The sequence below is a fragment of the Amycolatopsis sp. NPDC049252 genome (assembly GCF_043197175.1).
In the GTDB taxonomy this organism is placed as follows: domain Bacteria; phylum Actinomycetota; class Actinomycetes; order Mycobacteriales; family Pseudonocardiaceae; genus Amycolatopsis.
On record NZ_JBICSQ010000004.1, the window covers coordinates 390,796 to 408,858 of the forward strand.

The window sequence follows — 18,063 nt, forward strand, 5'->3', positions numbered from 1 at the left end:
GCTAGATCGACCCGGAAATGCGCTGGCCGCCTTGCTGCTGGAAGACCGGCTCCGCCGGCTTTTGGTTGTAATGGTTTTCGCGGTACTTCTTGTCGGTCTCGTCGTACGCCCCCGCGGTCTTCTTGCCCGCCTCCTTGCCGGCTTCTTCACCGAGCGCCTTGGGCAGTTCCTCGAGGCCCTCCTTGAAGACGCCGGGAGCCGCGTGGCCCGCGTCCTTCAGCGCGTCGAGCAGCTTCCCGCCGACGATCTTGAACAGTCCGCTGAGGTCGTCGAAGTGCCTGAAGCCCTTCTGGAAGGCCCGCGTGAGCTTCCGCAGCCACTCCATCATCCGCTCGCCGGTCTTGACGATCTCGACCGTGCCTTCACCGGCCAAGCCTGCGGGCGCTGCCGGACCGGGGTAGCGCATGAGAATGCTGATCAGCTTGCCGATGCATTCGGTGAGCAGGTCCCGGAGCACGCTGCGCACGACGTTCAGGATGCTTTTGCAGACCTCGATCAGGACCGAGATGGCCTTCGCGCCGCCGGCCACGCCGGAGTACATGTCACCGAGCTCGGCGGCGAACGCGCGGTAGGCGTCGGCGCCCTCGCCCGTCCATTCCGCGCTGTCCTTCTTGACGGCCTCCGCGAGATCCTTGGCCACGCCTTCGATCTCGTCGCTGATGTTGCCCCAGGTCTCCTGCATGACCTCGAGTTGTTCTTGGTTGCCGGTGACCCAGTCGAGCGGGGCTCGCAGGAACTCGACGTGCTCGATCAGCCAGCCGAGACCCATGCTGGCCAGGCCGGCGATCGGGTCCTGGAGGAACTCGGCCACGCCCGCGACACCGAAACCGGCGTTGAGCAGGCCCTCAGCCCAGTCACCGTCGGCCGCTTTCGACGCCGCGTCCCAGAAGTCCTGGGCCATGCCGGCCCCTTCGAGGGCGGACGATCCTTCGTCGACCTTCTTCTTGGCCGCAGTGACCAGCGCGTTCTCAGTCAATTTGGATACCGTCCAAGTACGACTTCACGTCCTGCTCGCGCCAGTCGACGTGCTGGGACCAGGTGCGAACCCGGTCGATCTGGTCCTGGGCCACGGTCTTCGCGTGGCCGAGGGAGTCGCTTCCCAAGGTCTGGGCGACACCGCAGATCGCTCCGAGACCGCAGGCCTGGCCGATGAGGCCGAAGGCCATCGGGTCGACGACCTGCCCCGCCGCATCCAGCGCCTTCGCGAACCGCTCGACGAGCGGTTCGAGCGTCTTCGCGTGGGACAGCAGTTGAGCGGGGTGGATCCGGATGTCCGGCTGTGGGTTGTTCACGTTTCTTCCCTCCCTCGTCCGGCTGGTCAGCGCAGGTAGTCGCCGTCGCTGAAGTAGTCGTCGTCAACGCCGTCCTCCTGCTGACGGCGCGGCGGCGCGGCCGGTGATTTCGGCGGAGCGGGCCTCACGGGAGGAGGCGGTGGCTCCTCCTCGGCGACGAATCGGGCCCCCTCGGAAGCGGGCGGTGTGTGGCCGCCCTCGACGAAGCCCTGCGGCTCGGGTTCCGGGTACTCCCGGTGCAGCTGGCTGACCAGCTCGTTCATGGTCTCGGTACCCGCGATCGACGGAATCCCGGTCTGGACGGCACTCGCCAGCCGGCTCTGCGCGAGCTGGACGGTCCGGAGGATCTCGTCGGCCAGGTTCGGCTTCTCCCGGACCGCGTGCCCGATCTCCAGGCCGACGAGGTTGCCGAGGTGGTTCACCCTGACCGAGATCTGGCCGTCCCGGCTGCGCTCGGACACCGAGACGGTCGCCATCTCGGCCTGCATGCGCTCGCCGCGCTGCTTGGCTTCGACGATCTTGGCGTCGAAGCTCGCTAGAAGTTGCTCAGGGTTCGTCACGCGAACCTCCCCGTTCACGTCAGTAGCCGTACGGCGACCGAGTGTGGCATAAGGCACCGACGGTCGCGGGGAGTTCCGCTCTTTGTGACGAACGCCGCCGTGGTTCCCCTACCAGGTCGTTTCCTCCCACCAGGTGTAACCGGTGCGCTATTGTGCGTAACGCAAGAGGGGAGATCGAACGCGAGGGGAGCGCAGTTCGGTGGGGTTGTTCGGCGACATGCTCGACGCTGCCAAGCACGTCGGGTCGGAGATCGCACACACCGTCGAGTCGGGGGCGGATGGGCTCGGCAAGGTCCTGAACGGGGCCGGCATCGGCATGCTCGCGGGCGGCCCGCTCGGCGCGATCGCGGGCGGCTACATCGCTTCACAAACGGGTACCGGGGCGAACAACCCCCAAGCCTCGGGGTTGTCGCCGGGCCAGCTGGTGCAGGCCGTAATGACCGGGCCGGGCACCGGCTCGCTGCAGGAAGTGCACAAGGCGGGCGTCGACCAGTCGACGTACCAGCGGCAGCTGGAGCAGGGAACGCGCGAGCTGACGTCCGGCCTCGAGTCGGCGTGGACCGGCGGTGCGTCGGACGCGGCCCGGGCGCGGCTCCAGCCGCTGACCGCGTCGGCGACTTCGGCGTCGGCGACCCTGGACCGCAACTCGACGCTGTCCCAGGCGCAGATCGACCAGTTCCACCAGATGAAGAACTCGCTGCACCCGGACGTCACCGACCAGCCGCCGACCCGCAGCGCCTGGGACGTCGCGACGCCGTGGGACACCGACACCGAAGACCAGATCAACCAGTACAACCAGAAGGCCCAGGAGAACGTCGAGCGGTACACGGCGTACTCGCAGCAGTCCAGCACGAACACCGCAGGCCGGACGATCGACTACGGCCAGCTCGGCGAGTACGACGGCGGCGACTTCGAGGTGAAGGACCCGGTCGAGCCGCCGGAGAAGAAGGAACGCTCCCAGGTCCGCAGCGACCACGACCACTCGATCGGCGCGCAGGTGCAGCCGCCGCCAGCGGTCCATCCGCCGGTCGTGCAGCCGCCGCCTCCGGACCACGTCACGCCCCCAGGCCAGGTCACGCCACCGCCCGGCTCGCATACGCAGGTCCCAGGTGTGGACGACAGCGTCCGGGCGCAGGGTTACGTCCCGCCGTCGACGCAGTTCCCGCCGGGCTACCAGCCGCCCGGGAATTCGCCCTATTCGCCGGGCACCGGGTTCGGCCCTGGCGGCGGCTTCGGTCCCGGCGGCGGCTTCGGCCCGGGTGGCGGTTTCGGTCCCGGTGGCAGCAGCGGCTTCGGTCCGGGCTCGGGGTCGTCCGGGTCGTCTGGATCGTCATCGGGGGCGGGCGGCTCCACCGGTGCCCGCGGCCCCGGCGCGTCCACCGGGGCGGGCCTTCCCGGCGAAGGACGTCCGGGCATGGCCGGCGGAATCCGCGGCGGCGCAGCGGGCAAACCGGGCTCGCCGGGCATGGGCGGCATGGGCCAGGGCGCCAAGGGCGGCAAGACCGAGGACGAAGAGCACCAGCGGGCGTCGTACCTGGTGGAGGCCGACCCGGAGAGCGTCTTCGGCGGGTCCGACGAGCGGACCGTGCCGCCGGTGATCGGGCTGTGACGGTGCTCTACCTGCCCAAGTCCGCGCTGCTCACGGCCTGGGAGTGGGAGCGGCACGGCCCACCCCCGGCGGTCCTCGGCCCGGACAACCTCTGGCTCGGCGACGAGACCCGCAAACGGCTCGACGAGAAGGTGCTCGACGTCCTCGCGTCCCTCCGGCTAGCTGCCGGCGGAACGTTGACACGCGAGTTCCGCGACGTCCTGCGCGTCCTGGCGCGTGGATCGCGGCAGTTCACGGCCTGGCTGGGCGACATCGAGGCAGACGAGTCGGGCACGGTCCTGGTCTCGGCCGACGGCCCGGACGCGTTCCGCCTGATCCGCAAGGACGACACGGTCCGGATCGACACGGTGGAGCCGTCACGACTCGCCGAATCCCTGGTGGACGTCCTGCCGCCGGTCCCACCGGCCCGCATCGAGCGGGTGGCGATCCCCCAGGCGCGGTTCACGGGCCAGGCCCAGGAGGACTCGTACGACCAGACCGACCACACCGTCGACGACGGCACCCGCGACCCGCTGCCGTGGGCCCGTCGCCTGATGGCGGCCAAACGGACGGGGCTGCACCAGTGCTACGCGGTCAACCGAGGCACACGAAGCGCACCGATCACCGCGGTCGACGCGGTGGGATTCGGGCGGGTGCTGACGTACGCGTTCCCAGGACGTGAGCGGATGGTCAGCTTCCAACCGGGCAGCCGAGCGGCTATGACCGAGGTGCTGTACGCGACGCTCAACGGGATGGGAGGAGTTCGATGACGGACCCGGGAAGCGCGATCTTCAGCGACGTCGGCTTCTGGGCTACGGACATGCCCAGCGGAGGTCCGCCGCCGGCTGGTGGGCAGGGGTTCGCGATGAGCAGCTCGGAGATGCGGGCCTTACTGCAGAAGGCCGAGAACTTGCGAATCACGGTCCAGCAGCAACGCGACGCGGCCCACACACTTTCCCAAGCTGATCCGCCCGCTCCGGAACCGGTCAGCATCGAAGCCGTCACGGGGCCGAACGGGGTGAATTTCACTGGACGCTACTACGAAGGCCACCTCCAGTATCAGTATAATTACCTCTCCGAACTGATCACACGCTTGAAGGGTGCACTCGGGATAGTCGAGTCTGCCGACCAGCAAGCTGCCGACGGAATGAACAAGACAACCGGGACCCTGGAATGAAGCTCAGGTACAGCTCGACCATCACCGCTGTCATAGCGAGCACCTTGCTGGTATCCGCCTGCACAGGGAGCCCCGAGACGCCGACGAGCAGTAACACGGCATCGCCAAGCACCTCTGCGCCCGCCGACGACGTGCCCAAGGTGCCGAATCCCTTGCCAGCAACTGTGCTCGACGGCAGCCCCTGCGACAGCGCGCTCACCAATGAACAAGTTTCTGGGTTTCTGGGTAAATCAACTCCGGCCGCCCCGCAGGAAAGCTCGCTGGGTACCATGTGCCAATGGAGCAGCGCGTCGGGAACGGGGGCCGGTATAACGGTCACCTACCAGACGAAGTCGGACAAGGGCTTGGCACTCGCCTATCAAAATGTTCAGCCCAAAGCAGCGCGGTGGAAAGTCCTCGATCCGATCCAGGATTATCCCGCGATCGCCTATTCGGACTTCGACGACAAGCGAGCCGGTGTCATCGTGGTAGGTGTGACCGACTCGCTCGCGTACTCGGTTTCGTTGACCTTGGGCGACAAGGCGACCAGCGAAGGCAAGGACTCGTTCGATCTCGGGCCGCAGGTCGCCGACACGGTGATGACCAACCTCAAGGCTCGGGCCTGAGCCCGCGTTAATGCGAGACTTGTCGCAGTAAGCGCCTAGACTGTTCGGATGAGCCACCCCACGCGGAGGGGTCGCGCGCGTGCGGCTACCGAACTGGACATCCGGCGGACCGCTCGGAAGCTCCTGGTCGAGCAGGGGCCCGAGGCGGTCACTCTGCGTGCCATTGCTCGGGAGCTGGGGATCACCGCGCCCGCGTTGTACCGGTACTACGAATCTCGGGATGACCTGGTCGAGAACCTGCGGCTGGACGTCTGCGCGGACCTGGCCGACGAGCTGGCCGAGGACATCGCCGGGTTGCCCGATGACGGGATGTTGCAGCTGTTCGCCATCTGCAAGGGCTTCCGGCGGTGGGCGCTCACCCACACGAAGGAGTTCACGCTCGTCTTCGCGTCACCTACCGGTGGGGTCGGGTCCGCGGCCGGCAGTGCCTTGAGCCGGGTTGACGAGCCGTTCGGGCGGATCTTCCTGGCCGCCGCTGGGCGGGTGCTGGCGATGCACGACCTGGTCACGCCGCCCAGCAGCGGGGTACCGGACGAGCTGCGTGACGACCTCATGACCTTTCAGCAGTCGCTGGCCGACGTGCTTTCCGAGTCCGGGCAGAACATCCCCGCGGAGCGGCTCGACCTCGGCGTGACGTACCTGATGATCCAGTTCTGGGCCCGGCTCTACGGGCACGTCACGCTCGAGGTCTTCGGCAACTACCCGATCCCGATGTCCAAGCCGGACGTCCTGTTCGAGGCCATGCTGATCGACCTCGCCCGGGAGATCGGGCTCGACCGCAGCTAGGCCGCGTGGCCGCCGTCGACCGAGAGGGTCGACGCCGTGACGTACGCGTTGGCCGGGTCCGCGAAGTAGGCCACCGCCGAAGCCACCTCGGACGCCGTTCCGTAGCGGTCGAACGCCGTCAGGGCGCGCTGGTCCGCCGCGTACGGGCCGTCGGCCGGGTTCATGTCGGTGTCCGTCGGGCCCGGGTGGACCAGGTTGACCGTGATGCCGCGCGGGCCGAGTTCGCGCGCCAACGCCTTGGTCAGGCCGGTCATCGCCGCCTTGCTGGTCGCGTACAGGACCATGCCCGGGCCGGGGACGCGGTCCGTCACGCAGCTGCCGATCGTGATCACGCGGCCGCCTTCGCTCAGGTGGCCGGCCGCCGCCTTGGTCACCGCGAGCACGCCGCGGACGTTCACCGCCAGCACGCGGTCGACGTCCTCGAAGGACGTCTCCGCCAGCGCGCCGACGAAGCCGACGCCGGCGTTGTTCACCAGGATGTCGAGCCGGCCGAACTCGGCGACCGTCGCCGAAACGGCCGCCGACGCGGCGTCGGCGTCCGCCGAGTCCGCTTGGATCGCCAGGGCACGGCGGCCGAGGGCCTTGATCTTGTCGACCACTTCGGCCGCCTGCCCCGCGTTGTGCTGGTACGTCAGCGCGACGTCCGCGCCGTCCTCGGCGAGCCGCAGTGCCGTGGCCGCGCCGATGCCCCGGCTGCCGCCTGTCACGAGCGCCACCTTGCTGTCGAGGGTCATCCCCGGTTCTCCTTCGATCGAACGGATTTCCTTGACCGTTCAATCAAATCGGGGATGACCGTCGACCACCGGCGGCTTTCCGACGTGGCGCTACAGGACGATGTTGACCAGCTTGCCCGGCACCACGATCACCTTGCGCGGGGTGCCGTCGCCGATCAGGGCCGCGACCTTCTCGTCGGCCAGTGCCGCCGCCTGGACGTCGTCCGACGCAGCGTTCGCGCCCACCGTCACGCGGGAGCGGACCTTGCCGTTGACCTGGATCGGGTACTCGACCGAGTCCTCGACCAGGTACTTCTCGTCCACGACCGGGAACGGGCCCTGCACCAGCGAATCCGCGTGACCCAGACGCCGCCACAGCTCCTCGGCCATGTGCGGGGCCAGCGGCGCCAGCATCAGCACCAGCGGCTCGGCCAGCTCGCGCGGCGTCGACGCGGCCGCGCCGTACGTCTTCGTCACGTGGTTGTTCAGCTCGATCAGCTTCGCGCCCGCCGTGTTGAAGCGCATCTCCGCGTAGTCCTCGCGGACGCCGGCCACGGTGCGGTGCAGCACCTTGCGGTCCGCCTCCGAAGCGTCCTCAGTGGACACTCGCAGCTCGCCGGTGGTCTCGTCGACGATCAGGCGCCACAGCCGCTGCAGGAACCGGTGCGAGCCCACGACGTCCTTGGTCGCCCACGGGCGCGACATGGCCAGCGGGCCCATCGACATCTCGTAGAAGCGGAACGTGTCGGCGCCGTAGTTCTCGGCCATCTCGTCCGGCGTGACGACGTTCTTCAGGCTCTTGCCCATCTTGCCGTACTCCTGGCGGACTTCCTCGTCCTCGAAGAAGTACTTGCCGTCGCGCTCCTCGACCTGCTCGGCCGGGACGTACACCTCGCGGGCGTCCGTGTAAGCGTACGCCTCGATGTAGCCCTGGTTGAACAGCTTGCGGTACGGCTCCTTGGACGTCACGTGGCCCAGGTCGAACAGCACCTTGTGCCAGAACCGCGAGTACAGCAGGTGCAGCACCGCGTGCTCGACACCGCCGACGTACAGGTCGACGCCGCCGGTGTCGTCCGCGCCGTGCTCGGCGGTGCGCGGGCCCATCCAGTACGCCTCGTTCTCCGGCGCGCAGAACGTGTCCGTGTTCGTCGGGTCCACGTACCGCAGCTGGTACCAGCACGAACCCGCCCAGTTCGGCATCGTGTTGATGTCGCGGCGGTAGGTCTTCGGGCCGTCGCCCAGGTCCAGCTCGACCTCGATCCAGTCGGTCGCGCGGGCCAGCGGCGACGACGGCGTCGAGTCGCGGTCCTCCGGGTCGAACGTCACCGGCGAGTAGTCGGCGACCTCGGGCAGCTCGATCGGCAGCATCGACTCCGGGACGGCGTGCACGCCACCGTCCTCGTCGTAGACCACGGGGAACGGCTCGCCCCAGTAGCGCTGCCGTGAGAACAGCCAGTCGCGCAGCTTGAACTGGACGGTGCCGACGCCGGTGCCGTCCTCGGCCAGCCGCTCGATGATCGTCTTCTTGGCCTCGGCGACGTCCATGCCGTCCAGGAAGCCGGAGTTGATCGCCGGGCCGTCACCCGTGTACGCCTTGCCGTCGAAACCCTCGGACGGCTGCACGGTCCGGATGATCTCCAGCCCGAACTTCTCGGCGAACTCCCAGTCGCGGACGTCCTGGCCGGGCACGGCCATGATCGCGCCGGTGCCGTAACCCATCAGCACGTAGTCGGCGACGAAGATCGGGATCTGCTTGCCGTTGACCGGGTTCGTCGCGTACGCGCCGGTGAAGACGCCGGTCTTCTCCTTGTTCTCCTGCCGGTCCAGCTCGGACTTGCGGGACGCCGCGACGCGGTACTCCTTGATGGCCTCGGCCGGCGTGGCTGCGTCACCGGTCCACCGCTTGTCGACGCCTTCGGGCCAGGTCGCCGCGGTCAGCTTGTCGACCAGCGGGTGCTCCGGCGCCAGCACCACGTAGGTGGCGCCGAACAGGGTGTCCGGGCGGGTGGTGAAGGCCTCGATCGCGTCTTCGCCGGCCTTGAACGTGACGCGGGCGCCGTGCGAGCGGCCGATCCAGTTCCGCTGCATGGCCTTGACCTTCTCCGGCCAGTCCAGCAGGTCCAGGTCGTCGACCAGGCGATCGGCGTACGCGGTGATCCGCATCATCCACTGCCGCAGGTTGCGGCGGAAGACGGGGAAGTTGCCGCGCTCGCTGCGGCCGTCGGCGGTGACCTCTTCGTTCGACAGCACCGTGCCCAGGCCCGGGCACCAGTTGACCGGCGCCTCGGAGATGTAGACCAGCCGGTGGTCGTCGATGATCGTCTTGCGCTCGGCGGCGCTCAGCGACGCCCAGTCCTTGCCGCCGGGCACCGGGCGCGAGCCGTCGGCGAAGGCGGCCTCCAGCTCGGCGATCGGGCGCGCCTTGCCCGCCTCGGTGTCGTACCAGGAGTTGAAGATCTGCAGGAAGATCCACTGCGTCCAGCGGTAGTACTCGGGGTCGATCGTGGAGATGCGACGGCGTTCGTCGTGGCCCAGGCCCAGGCGCCGGATCTGGCGCAGGTAGGTCCGGATGTTCTCCTCGGTCGTCTTGCGCGGGTGCTGCCCGGTCTGGACCGCGTACTGCTCGGCCGGCAGGCCGAACGCGTCGAAGCCCATCGTGTGCAGCACGTTGCGCCCGATCATGCGGTGGAAACGGGCGAAGACGTCGGTGCTGATGAAGCCCAGCGGGTGCCCGACGTGCAGGCCGGAGCCCGACGGGTACGGGAACATGTCCTGGACGAACAGCTTGTCGCTGGGGACCGGCTGCCCCTCGACCGCGAGCGGCCCGACGGGGTTGGGCGCGTGGAACGTGCCCTGGTCGGCCCAGAAGTCCTGCCAGCGCCGCTCGATCTGACCGGCCAGCGCGGCCGTGTAGCGGTGCGCCGGGACGTCGGTCCCTGTCGCCTCAGTCATCGCCGTCATCCTTCGTCGCGAGGTGCTCCAGAAACAACTCGACCCCTCAGCCGCGAGGGCATGAGGGGTCGCCGCGCCGGCCGGGCCGGGCCCGGTCAGCGCGGCAAGCTAAGGAGCAGCCGAGCCGTGTTCACACGTTCATCGTAACTTGCTGGTCAAAGCCGTTCGGAGGGGACCGCCACTGCGGCGAACTGCGTGACCTGGGTGGCCGAGAAGTTGTTGTCGCTGACGATCACCAGGCTGCGCTCGCCACCCGGCAGCTTCGGGCCCCACGTCATGCCTTCGAGGTTGTCCACAGTGGACAGGCCGAGGTCGGCCGCGTCGAAGAGCAGGCGCTTCTTGACCGGCTTGACGTTCTTGGCGTCGGCCAGGGACTTGACGTTCAGGATGTTCGTCGCGCCCTTCGTGTCGATTTCGTAGACGCGCACCTTGTTGCCGACACCGGTGACGAACGAGCGTTCCATCATCAGGTACTTGGTCGGGTCGGCCTGGTCGACGGCCAGCATCGAGGAGACGCCGGTCGTGGCGAACGCGCCATCCGGCACCGGTGACGCGAAAATCGGCTCCTGCGGGTAGGCGTACTGCGCCAGCACCGGGCCGTAGCGGCCCTGCAGCGTGATCCGGGAGACGCCGCCGGTCGTGCGCGTCGACTCCGGGCCGTCCTGCAGGAGCGGTCCCTCGACGTTGCTCGCGATCAGCGCGCCGAACCCGGTGAAGGTGATGCCCTCGAGGACCAGGTTCTGCCGCGGGCCGCTCGTCGGCGTCATCTTCTCGTTCGCGGGGATCGGCAGGTCGCGGACGTACTCGCCGTCGCGGCGCGCCTCGCGGATCGACGGGTCGATCAGCGTCGTCGCGGTGCGCTCGCCCTCCTGCGACCAGTAGTAGTCGCCGGTCCACGGGTCGACGCGCAGCTCTTCGGGGTCGATCGTCTGCTCATTCTGCGGCTTCGCCGGGTCGTTCTGCGTGAGCGGCGGGTACGGCGTGCCGTCGGGACGCAGGAACGGCTTCGTGCCGGTGAAGGTGACGTCGCCGACGCCCTTCGCCGTCACCGGGAAGGTCGCGGTGTAGAACCGGGCGGGGTTGATCGCCGACCGGTCGTCGCAGATCAGGGCGTAACCGCCGGTCCGCGGGTCGTAGTCGATACTGGAGAGGCCGCCGACGATCGTCCCCTGGTACGGCAGGGAGTTCGGGACGATCTTTTCGCCGATCAGCCGAATCGGACGCTGGTGACTCTCGGTGGCACTGGCCGGCGCAGCGGCGGCCAATCCCCCGATCAGAGCAAGAGCCAGCACGGTGGGCAGTACGCGGGGTGACATGGCCTGTAGCACAGTCGACCAGGGTATCCAGCAGGTTGCCGGAACGTCACGCTTATCCTTGGACCCGTGTTCGCTATCGCGCTGGTTCCGATCCTGCTCGGTGTCGTCGTCGGCTGGGGTGGTGTCCTCGGCGTCCGCGAAAAGCTGACGCGCGAAGGCGGCACCGGTGTGCGCACACAAGCCGCACTGCGCAGTGAAGAAGCGTTCAAGCTGGCCAACCGCGTCGCCGGGATGCCGACGGCGGCCGGCGGGGCGATCTCGATCCTCTCCGGGCTGGCCGGGCTCGCGATGCCGTCGACCGGTGGCCTGGTCGCCGCCGCGCTCGGTGGCGTCGTCGCGATGTTCGTGCTGGTCGCAGGCGGTGGCGTGCTCGGCAACCGGGCCGCGCTGACCGTCCCCGCCCCGGCTCCGGCCGCCCCCGCCGGCTGCAGCGGCTGCGCGTGCGGCGAGGGCGGCTGCGGCGTCTTCAAGAAGGCTTGATCCTTTGCCGAGCTAGTTCCGCTGGAGGTCACCCGGATGGGTGGCCAGCAGCGCGATCGGGACGCCCTGGCGGCGCAGCACCTGGCTCCAGAGGTCGCCGCTCGGCGAGGCCAGGATGTCGCTCGGCAGGGCGGGCACGATCACCCAGTCGTCCCGCTCGATCTCGCCGGCCAGCTGGCCGGAATCCCAGCCCGCGTACCCGGCGAACACGCGCACGCCGCGGACCTTCGGCACCAGGATCTCGGGGTCGGTGTCCAGGTCGACCAGCGCGACCGGCCCGCGGACGGCGATCACGCCCGGCACGCTCGCCGCGGTCTCGCCGGTGCGCAGCGCGGCCAGGCACAGGGCCGTCTTCTTCTCCACCGGCCCGCCGACGAACACCGCCTGCGGCTCCGCGACGTGCCCGCCCCAGTTCGGCAGCACGTCGTGCACGGCCACGTCACTCGGGCGGTTCAGGACGACGCCGAGCGTGCCTTCGTCGCGGTGATCGATGACGAACACGACGGTCCGCTTGAAGTTGGGGTCGACCATCGTGGGGGCGGCGACCAGGAGCGTTCCCGGTTCAACCTCGGCGTCCGCTGGCACGCGACCCATGATCCCACCCTTGGCCCGGGGAATTACTTCGGCTCGGGAACAATCGCCCCACCCGCCCCGTTTGAAACAGTGGTCGGCGCACTCCGTGTCCCCCGGGCTCACTGAAGAACCGCCTTTGTGGAATACCGTCCGGCTGGAGCCACACTGCGCATAGCCGCCGAGAGGCGACCTCAGTGCGTCGGCCACCCTCTACTCTGGCTTCGTGACGATCAGCGCCGACGTGGCCACGGGCCGAAGGGGCCCTCGGGAGCTTCTCAAGGACCCGGCCTTCCGGCGTCTGCTCTTCACGCGCTTCGCCGCCAGCTGGGGTGACGGCGTCTTCCGCGCCGGGCTCGCCGGTGCAGTGCTCTTCAACCCCGAACGCGGCGCCGATCCGCTGGCCATCGCGGGCGGCTTCGCGGCGCTGCTGTTGCCGTACTCCCTGGTCGGCCCGTTCGCGGGCGCCCTGCTGGACCGCTGGGACCGGCGCAAGGTCCTGATCTTCGCGAACCTCCTGCGCGGCCTGGCGATCCTCGCGTCGGCCGCCGCCGTCGGGTTCGGACAGGGCGGGATCGGCCTGTTTTCGCTGGCACTGGCCGCGGAAGGGATCTCGCGGTTCATCGGCTCCGGGCTCTCGGCGTCGCTGCCGCACGTCGTCGAAGAACAGAGCGTCGTGACGGCGAACGCGTTCGCCACCACCATCGGCTCGGTCATCGCCGTGATCGGCGGCGGCTGCGCGATCGGGCTGCGTGCCCTGTTCGGCAGCGACGACGTCGGTTCGGCGTACACGACGGCGTTCGCGGTGCTCGGCACCCTCGTCGCGGCGTTCATCGCCCGCGGGTTCGCGCGCGGGCTGCTCGGGCCGTCCGTCGTCGACGAGCCGACGAACCCGTTCCTCGCGGTCGCCCGCGGCCTCGCCGACGGCGCGAAGCACGCGTGGCGCGCGCCGAGCGTCACCGCCGGGTTCATCGCGCTGTTCGCGCACCGGGCGTCGTTCGGCGTCTCGCTGCTGGTCACCGTGCTGCTGATGCGCAACTACTTCACCGACCACGGCCTCCTGCGCGCCGGCCTGCCCGGGCTGGGGCAGATGGCGGCGCTGGCCGGGGCCGGGCTGCTCATCGCCGGCCTGCTGACGGCCCGGCTGATCCGCCGCGCCGGACGGGTGCGCGCGGTGCTCGGCGCGCTGGTCGTCGCGGCGATCGCGCAGTCCGCGCTCGGCCTGCCGATGGTGCTGCCGTGCGCGCTGCTCGCGTCGTTCTTCATCACCGGCGCGGGCCAGGTGCTGAAGCTGTGCGTCGATTCGTCGATCCAGCTCGACGTCGCCGACGAGGCCCGCGGCCGCGTCTTCGCGCTCTACGACACGCTCTTCAACATCACCCAGGTGGCGGCGGTATCGCTGGGCGCGTTGATCGTCCCGGACGACGGCCGTTCGCCGGGCCTGCTGATCGCCGCAACCGTTTGCTACCTGGTCGGCGGCGTGGGATACCTGGTCGCCCGGCGCCGAGCGATCAGCTGAGGCAAAAGCCCGAACCGACTCCGATGACTGCTCCATTGGCATTAGGGTGACGGCAAGTCATTAGTAGGTTCGAGGGACACCGGGGGCTCCTGTGACCACCGCGGGCGACGACCGTGCACGTCTTGAAGCACGCAATGCCGCGATGAAGGACCAGATGGACACCCTCCTGGAGAACTTCGAGCGGCAGACGGCGCAGCTGCGTGACGCCCAGGCCGCGGCCGCCGAGACGACCGCCCAGGTCGCGTCCTCCGACGGGCTGGTCCGCGCGACCATCGACGCCGGCGGCAGCCTCGCGAAGCTCGAGTTCGCGCCCACCACGTTCGAGCGCACGACTCCCGCGCAGCTCGCGAACACCGTCCAGACGTTGGTGCGTCAGGGATCGTTGCAGGTCAAGCAGAAGATCGCGGACCTGATGGCGCCGATCACCGAAGGCCTGCCGGACCTCGCCGACCTGGTCGAGGGCGCGCCGTCGCTGGCCGGGCTGGTGCCGCCGATCCCGGAGTTCGTCGACGAGGAGACGGCTCCCGAGCCGCCGCGCCCCGAATCCTTCGAAGACGCCGGGCCGATCCTGCGCGACGACCAGCCGCCGGCGCCCGCTCCCGCGCCCAAGCGCGTCCGCCCGCCGCGTGCGGACGAGGACGAGGAGCCGCCGTCGTCCTGGATGACGAGGGGCGACTGATGCCGGACGGGGGTTCCGGGTTCACCGCGGAGCCGGACGCGGTGCTGAGTGCGTCGAAGGGCCTGGTCACGGCGGCCGACGGGCTCGACAACGCGCTGAAGGCGTTGCAGGGCGCACTGTCCGCGCAGGGCGAGTGCTGGGGCGGCGACGACTCCGGCAAGGAGTTCGCGAAGGACTACGTGCCCGGGTCGCAGGGCGCCGTCGAGGGCTTCACCAACCTCGTGCAGGGGCTGCGCGGGATGCAGCAGAACGTCGACAAGTCGATGAAGGCCCTGTCGGGCGCCGACGAAGACGTGACTTCGCAGCTCAGCAAGGGGCAATGACGCGTGGGTATGGAGATGCCCGACGCGGTCAAGTGGCTGCTGCCCATCGTCGTCGGGGAGAGCTGGCCGAAGGGCGACGAGACCAAGCTGCGCGCGCTGCGGGACGCGTGGCACACGGCGTCGTCCGCGATCGGCCCCGCGTCGGACGCGGGCAACCAGGCGGCTTCCGGTATCCGCGACAACTGGACGGGTGACGGCGCCGACGCGTTCGCGGAGCAGTGGAAGAAGTTCGTCGAGGGCGACGAGGCGTACTTCAAGCAGCTGGCCGACGCGACGAAGGCGCTGGGCGACTCGTGCGACCAGACGGCGCTGGACGTCGAGTACACGAAGTACATGATCATCATCTCGCTGATCGTGCTGGCCGCCCAGATCGCGGCGATGATCGCGGCCGCGGCGGTGACGTTCGGCGGCTCGACGGCGGGCATCGCGCCGGCCCAGGTCGCGACGCGGATGACCGTGCAGATGCTGTTCCGGCAGCTGCTCGAGAAGCTGGCGCAGCAGGGGTTCAAGCAGGTCGCGAAGGAGCTGCTGGAGAAGCTGCTCAAGCAGGGCCTCAAGAAGATCGGCATGGAGGTCCTGAAGAACGAGGCCATCAACCTCGGGATGGACGCCGGCATCCAGGGCCTGCAGATGGCGAAGGGTGATCGTCAGAGCTGGGACTGGTCCAAGACCAGCGATTCGGCGATCTCGGGCGCGGTCGGCGGCGTCGTCGGCGCAGGTAGTGGCGCGATCGGCCGCGGCGCGACCGAGGGACTGTCGCACAGCGCGGGCGGGCAGATCGCCGATGCCGCGATGCGGGCCGGGGCTCGTGGTGCGGTCGAGGGCGTTGCGCAGACGGTCGGTCAGGCGGCGGTTACCGGGGACTTGGGGTCGCTGACGCCGGAGCAGCTGCTGACGGGCGCGTCCAGTGGGGCGGTTGGTGGGGCCGTCGGGGGCGCCAAGGAGCAGCTGCACTCGGTGCACGTGGCGAACATCCCGCATTCGGACCCTGGTGGCGGCTCCTCGGAGCCGGGCTCGGGGGAGTCTGGGGGCTCCGGATCGCGAGATTCCGAGGAATCCCGGGGCTCTGGCTCTGGCTCCTCGGAGCCGGGCTCGGAGGAGTCCGGGAGCTCCGGATCGCGAGATTCCGAGGAATCCCGGGACTCTGGTTCCGGCTCGTCGGAGCCGGGTTCGGGAGATGCCGGGGAGTCGCGAGGCTCTGCTGGATCCGGGGAGTCGGATTCCGGCTCTGGGGAGTCTCGCGGCTTTGGCGAGTCCGACTCAGGCTCCGGGGAGTCGCGCCCTTCCGGGGAGTCTGGCTCGGGCTCTGGCGGGTCGGGGGAGTCGCGCGGTGCCGGGGATTCCGGTGAGTCCCGGGGTGCCGACGAGTCCACGGATTCGCGGCGAGGCTCGGAGGAGCCGAGTTCGTCATCGGAGCCGGAGTCGCGGGGTGAGGAGCCGCCTTCGCGGGCGGAGTCGTCGTCGGAGTCGAGGAACGAGGCGGCGCCCGAGCCGGAGTCACGGCAGGAGGCGTCTTCGCATCGCGAGCCGGAATCGCGGAGCGAGACGTCGTCGGAAGCTGCGTCTCAACGTCCGGAGCAGGGACCTGAGCGGCAGACCGTGCAGCAAGCGGAACGCCCGGAGCCCGTCGCGCAGCAGCAGCCCGAAACGCATCGGGTGGCGCCGGACGGTCCCGCAGGTGAATCCACGCCGCCGACGAATGGCGGCGGGATGCCGAGCTCGTCGGGTGGGGTGCCCCACGGCGGCGGCTCGGCCGGTCCGGCTGCCACGAGCGGCCCATCACACGCCGGGGGTTCGTCGAGCGGCGGCTACGGCATGGCCCCGCCGGGTTCCGGCGCCGAGCCGGGGCGGCAGAGCGGCGGACGTCCGGCGGACAACGTCGGCGCGGCCGGGTTCGCTGGTGGCCCGAGCCAGCCGCTGGCCGCAGACGCGGGGCCATCGCAGGGCGGCGGGGCACCACAGCAAACGGCGCCCCCGCCCGCGGGCGGATTCACGCCACCCCCCGGCGGAATGCCGAACGGCGGCGCTCCGGGCGGGCGCACAGGTAGCCCGGGTCCCCGCCAGGGCGGACCGGCGCCGCAGCCGATGCCCCCGCGAGGTGGCCAGCCCGCACCCGAACAGCCGCGACGCGCGGCACCGCAGGACCCACGCCGGATGCCGCCCGGTGGTCAACCCCCGCAGGGTGGTGTGGCACCGCAGACTGGACAGCCACCCCACGGCGGGCCGCCTCCGCAAGGCGGACAACCGACGCACGGCGAGCAGTTCCCGCACGTCGGGCAAGCAGTACCCGGCGGCTTACCGCCTCGCGGCGGCCAGGCGCCGCACAATGGACAAGCGCCGCAGGGTGGACAGGCATCGAGAGCTGGGCAAGCGCCGCACGGTGGAGCGCAGCCTGGGCAGCCCACGCAAGGTGGACAACCACCGCAGGCCGGGCAACCGCCCCATGGAGGGCAAAGGCTGCACGGTGGGCTGCAGCCGGGGCAGCCAACTCAAGCTGGACAACCATCTCAGGCCGGGCAATCGCCCCGTGGAGGGCAAGGGCTGCACGGTGGGCTGCAGCCGGGGCAGCCATCTCAGGGTGGGCCGCCGCCACGGGATGGGCAGCCGCTCCACGGTGGGCAGGCTCCTCACGCCGCGCAGACATGGCGGGGCGAGCAGGCTCCGCACGGTGGACAGGCGCCGCAAACCGGGCAGCCACCCCACGGTGGACAGGCACCGCAGACCGGGCAGCCACCCCACGGTGGACAGGCGCCGCAGAGTGGGCGGCCCTTCCCGGGTGGGCAGGTTCCGTCGAACGGGGTGCCGTTGCAGGGTGAGCGGTCGGCGCAGCCGCCCCAGGGTGGGCCGCCGAACGGTCATCCGTCACAGAGTGGTCACCCGTCGCCGGGCGGACAGTCGCCCCAGGGTGGGCAGCCGCCGCAGGCTGGTCATCCGTCGCCGGGCGGACGGTCTCCTCAGGGTGGACAGCCGTCGCAGGGTGGACAGCCGCCCCGGCGTGAGCAGCCGCCGCAGGGTGGGCTGGCGCGAGGTGGGCAGTCGCCGCAGGGGCATCCGTCGCAACGTCATCCGTCGCAGGGTGGGCAGCCGCCGCACGGGCAGGCGTCGCAGGGTGGGGGGCATCCGAACGATCCGCGCCGGATGCCGCCTGGTGGGTGGCCGCCGGGGCCGCCGCAGGGTGGGCCGCAGCAGCGGCCGCCGATGCCGGGTGGGCAGCGTCCGGCGGGGTATCCGAACCAGCCGCGTGGGCCGCAGGGGCCGGGCGGTCGTCCGTCCATGCCGCCTCCGCCTGGTGGCCGCCCGCCGATGTCGCCGCACGATCCGCGGGTGGGTCCGCCGCGTCCGGTGGGGCCGCAGGTGCCGCCGCCTCATTTCGGGCCGCCGCAGGAGAACCTGCCGCGCAACCAGCCGCCGAGGGCCTTCGAGCAGCCGCACCGGCCGGCGGATCTGCCTCAGGGCCAGCGGCCTGCCGAGCAAGCTCTGCCGCAGGGGCAGCCCACAGGTCC

At 70.1% G+C, this 18,063-nt stretch carries 17 protein-coding genes; 9 read left to right on the plus strand and 8 right to left on the minus strand.

The genetic code is table 11. The features are described 5' to 3' along the window. Nucleotide 1: 1 nt before the first annotated feature. Genes ACGFMK_RS09625 through ACGFMK_RS09635 form a run of 3 tightly spaced genes read right to left on the minus strand, consistent with a single transcriptional unit; the run spans nt 2 to nt 1,852 of the window. Entirely contained in the window at nt 2–976 is a 975-nt protein-coding gene (locus tag ACGFMK_RS09625) for a WXG100 family type VII secretion target (RefSeq protein WP_392760015.1), read from the minus strand. After that, nucleotides 969–1,292, minus strand: a complete 324-nt coding sequence (locus ACGFMK_RS09630; protein WP_392760017.1) for a hypothetical protein — start codon at nt 1,290–1,292, stop codon at nt 969–971. Before ACGFMK_RS09630 ends, ACGFMK_RS09625 begins: the two co-directional genes overlap by 8 nt. A gap of 26 nt (nt 1,293–1,318) precedes the next feature. Then, nucleotides 1,319–1,852, minus strand: a complete 534-nt coding sequence (locus ACGFMK_RS09635) for a YbaB/EbfC family nucleoid-associated protein (protein ID WP_392760019.1) — start codon at nt 1,850–1,852, stop codon at nt 1,319–1,321. Nucleotides 1,853–2,051: 199 nt separating this feature from the next. Here ACGFMK_RS09635 and ACGFMK_RS09640 point away from each other — a divergent pair, with 199 nt between their 5' ends. Genes ACGFMK_RS09640 through ACGFMK_RS09660 form a run of 5 tightly spaced genes read left to right on the plus strand, consistent with a single transcriptional unit; the run spans nt 2,052 to nt 6,008 of the window. Continuing rightward, entirely contained in the window at nt 2,052–3,461 is a 1,410-nt protein-coding gene (locus ACGFMK_RS09640) for a hypothetical protein (protein ID WP_392760021.1), read from the plus strand. Then, entirely contained in the window at nt 3,458–4,210 is a 753-nt protein-coding gene (locus ACGFMK_RS09645; RefSeq protein WP_392760022.1) for an ESX secretion-associated protein EspG, read from the plus strand. Before ACGFMK_RS09640 ends, ACGFMK_RS09645 begins: the two co-directional genes overlap by 4 nt. After that, nucleotides 4,207–4,617 carry a hypothetical protein gene (locus tag ACGFMK_RS09650; protein ID WP_392760024.1) on the plus strand — a complete coding sequence of 137 codons (411 nt, stop codon included), beginning with the start codon at nt 4,207–4,209 and terminating at the stop codon, nt 4,615–4,617. The genes ACGFMK_RS09645 and ACGFMK_RS09650 overlap by 4 nt, the downstream gene beginning before the upstream one ends. Beyond that, complete coding sequence (locus tag ACGFMK_RS09655) at nt 4,614–5,222, plus strand: DUF3558 domain-containing protein (RefSeq protein ID WP_392760026.1); 609 nt, start codon at nt 4,614–4,616, stop codon at nt 5,220–5,222. The genes ACGFMK_RS09650 and ACGFMK_RS09655 overlap by 4 nt, the downstream gene beginning before the upstream one ends. 48 nt (nt 5,223–5,270) lie before the next feature. Continuing rightward, complete coding sequence (locus ACGFMK_RS09660; protein ID WP_323325199.1) at nt 5,271–6,008, plus strand: TetR/AcrR family transcriptional regulator; 738 nt, start codon at nt 5,271–5,273, stop codon at nt 6,006–6,008. Here the strand turns inward: ACGFMK_RS09660 and ACGFMK_RS09665 are convergent. The 3 genes from ACGFMK_RS09665 to ACGFMK_RS09675 form a co-directional block, all read right to left on the minus strand. Then, on the minus strand, nt 6,005–6,742 hold the full coding sequence (locus ACGFMK_RS09665) for an SDR family oxidoreductase (RefSeq protein ID WP_392760028.1): 738 nt from the start codon (nt 6,740–6,742) through the stop codon (nt 6,005–6,007). The genes ACGFMK_RS09660 and ACGFMK_RS09665 overlap by 4 nt on opposite strands. 90 nt (nt 6,743–6,832) lie before the next feature. Further along, a complete protein-coding gene (gene leuS / locus ACGFMK_RS09670) occupies nt 6,833–9,673 on the minus strand; it encodes a leucine--tRNA ligase (RefSeq protein WP_392760030.1) in 2,841 nt (946 codons plus the stop codon). Nucleotides 9,674–9,828: 155 nt separating this feature from the next. Continuing rightward, nucleotides 9,829–10,989: an esterase-like activity of phytase family protein gene (locus ACGFMK_RS09675; RefSeq protein WP_392760032.1), complete on the minus strand. Its 1,161-nt coding sequence runs from the start codon at nt 10,987–10,989 to the stop codon at nt 9,829–9,831. A 66-nt stretch (nt 10,990–11,055) separates the two neighbouring features. Between ACGFMK_RS09675 and ACGFMK_RS09680 the strand changes: the two genes are divergently transcribed. Continuing rightward, a complete protein-coding gene (locus ACGFMK_RS09680) occupies nt 11,056–11,469 on the plus strand; it encodes an SdpI family protein (protein ID WP_392760034.1) in 414 nt (137 codons plus the stop codon). A gap of 12 nt (nt 11,470–11,481) precedes the next feature. On the opposite strand, the gene ACGFMK_RS09685 is transcribed toward ACGFMK_RS09680, so the two are convergent. Further along, a complete protein-coding gene (locus tag ACGFMK_RS09685) occupies nt 11,482–12,063 on the minus strand; it encodes a YqgE/AlgH family protein (RefSeq protein WP_323325207.1) in 582 nt (193 codons plus the stop codon). 202 nt (nt 12,064–12,265) lie between these two features. Between ACGFMK_RS09685 and ACGFMK_RS09690 the strand changes: the two genes are divergently transcribed. The 3 genes from ACGFMK_RS09690 (at nt 12,266) to ACGFMK_RS09700 (ending at nt 14,560) form a co-directional block, all read left to right on the plus strand. Further along, the gene (locus ACGFMK_RS09690) at nt 12,266–13,558 is read left to right on the plus strand and encodes an MFS transporter (protein WP_392760036.1); all 1,293 of its coding nucleotides are present in this window, start codon (nt 12,266–12,268) and stop codon (nt 13,556–13,558) included. Nucleotides 13,559–13,700: 142 nt separating this feature from the next. After that, on the plus strand, nt 13,701–14,237 hold the full coding sequence (locus tag ACGFMK_RS09695; RefSeq protein ID WP_392760038.1) for a YbaB/EbfC family nucleoid-associated protein: 537 nt from the start codon (nt 13,701–13,703) through the stop codon (nt 14,235–14,237). After that, nucleotides 14,237–14,560, plus strand: coding sequence for a WXG100 family type VII secretion target (locus ACGFMK_RS09700; RefSeq protein ID WP_392760040.1), 324 nt, complete (start codon nt 14,237–14,239; stop codon nt 14,558–14,560). Before ACGFMK_RS09695 ends, ACGFMK_RS09700 begins: the two co-directional genes overlap by 1 nt. Before the next feature lie 2,862 nt (nt 14,561–17,422). On the opposite strand, the gene ACGFMK_RS09705 is transcribed toward ACGFMK_RS09700, so the two are convergent. Beyond that, entirely contained in the window at nt 17,423–17,626 is a 204-nt protein-coding gene (locus ACGFMK_RS09705; RefSeq protein ID WP_392760042.1) for a hypothetical protein, read from the minus strand. Between the last annotated feature and the right edge of the window lie 437 nt (nt 17,627–18,063).

Coding starts and splice junctions, on each gene's coding strand:
- ACGFMK_RS09675 (WP_392760032.1), bottom strand. CDS start 10,989: ATGTCACCCCGCGTACTGCCCACCGTGCTGGCTCTTGCTCTGATCGGG.
- ACGFMK_RS09705 (WP_392760042.1), bottom strand. CDS start 17,626: ATGACGTTGCGACGGATGCCCCTGCGGCGACTGCCCACCTCGCGCCAG.
- ACGFMK_RS09660 (WP_323325199.1), top strand. CDS start 5,271: ATGAGCCACCCCACGCGGAGGGGTCGCGCGCGTGCGGCTACCGAACTG.
- leuS (WP_392760030.1), bottom strand. CDS start 9,673: ATGACTGAGGCGACAGGGACCGACGTCCCGGCGCACCGCTACACGGCC.
- ACGFMK_RS09700 (WP_392760040.1), top strand. CDS start 14,237: ATGCCGGACGGGGGTTCCGGGTTCACCGCGGAGCCGGACGCGGTGCTG.
- ACGFMK_RS09655 (WP_392760026.1), top strand. CDS start 4,614: ATGAAGCTCAGGTACAGCTCGACCATCACCGCTGTCATAGCGAGCACC.
- ACGFMK_RS09685 (WP_323325207.1), bottom strand. CDS start 12,063: ATGGGTCGCGTGCCAGCGGACGCCGAGGTTGAACCGGGAACGCTCCTG.
- ACGFMK_RS09650 (WP_392760024.1), top strand. CDS start 4,207: ATGACGGACCCGGGAAGCGCGATCTTCAGCGACGTCGGCTTCTGGGCT.
- ACGFMK_RS09665 (WP_392760028.1), bottom strand. CDS start 6,742: ATGACCCTCGACAGCAAGGTGGCGCTCGTGACAGGCGGCAGCCGGGGC.
- ACGFMK_RS09695 (WP_392760038.1), top strand. CDS start 13,701: ATGAAGGACCAGATGGACACCCTCCTGGAGAACTTCGAGCGGCAGACG.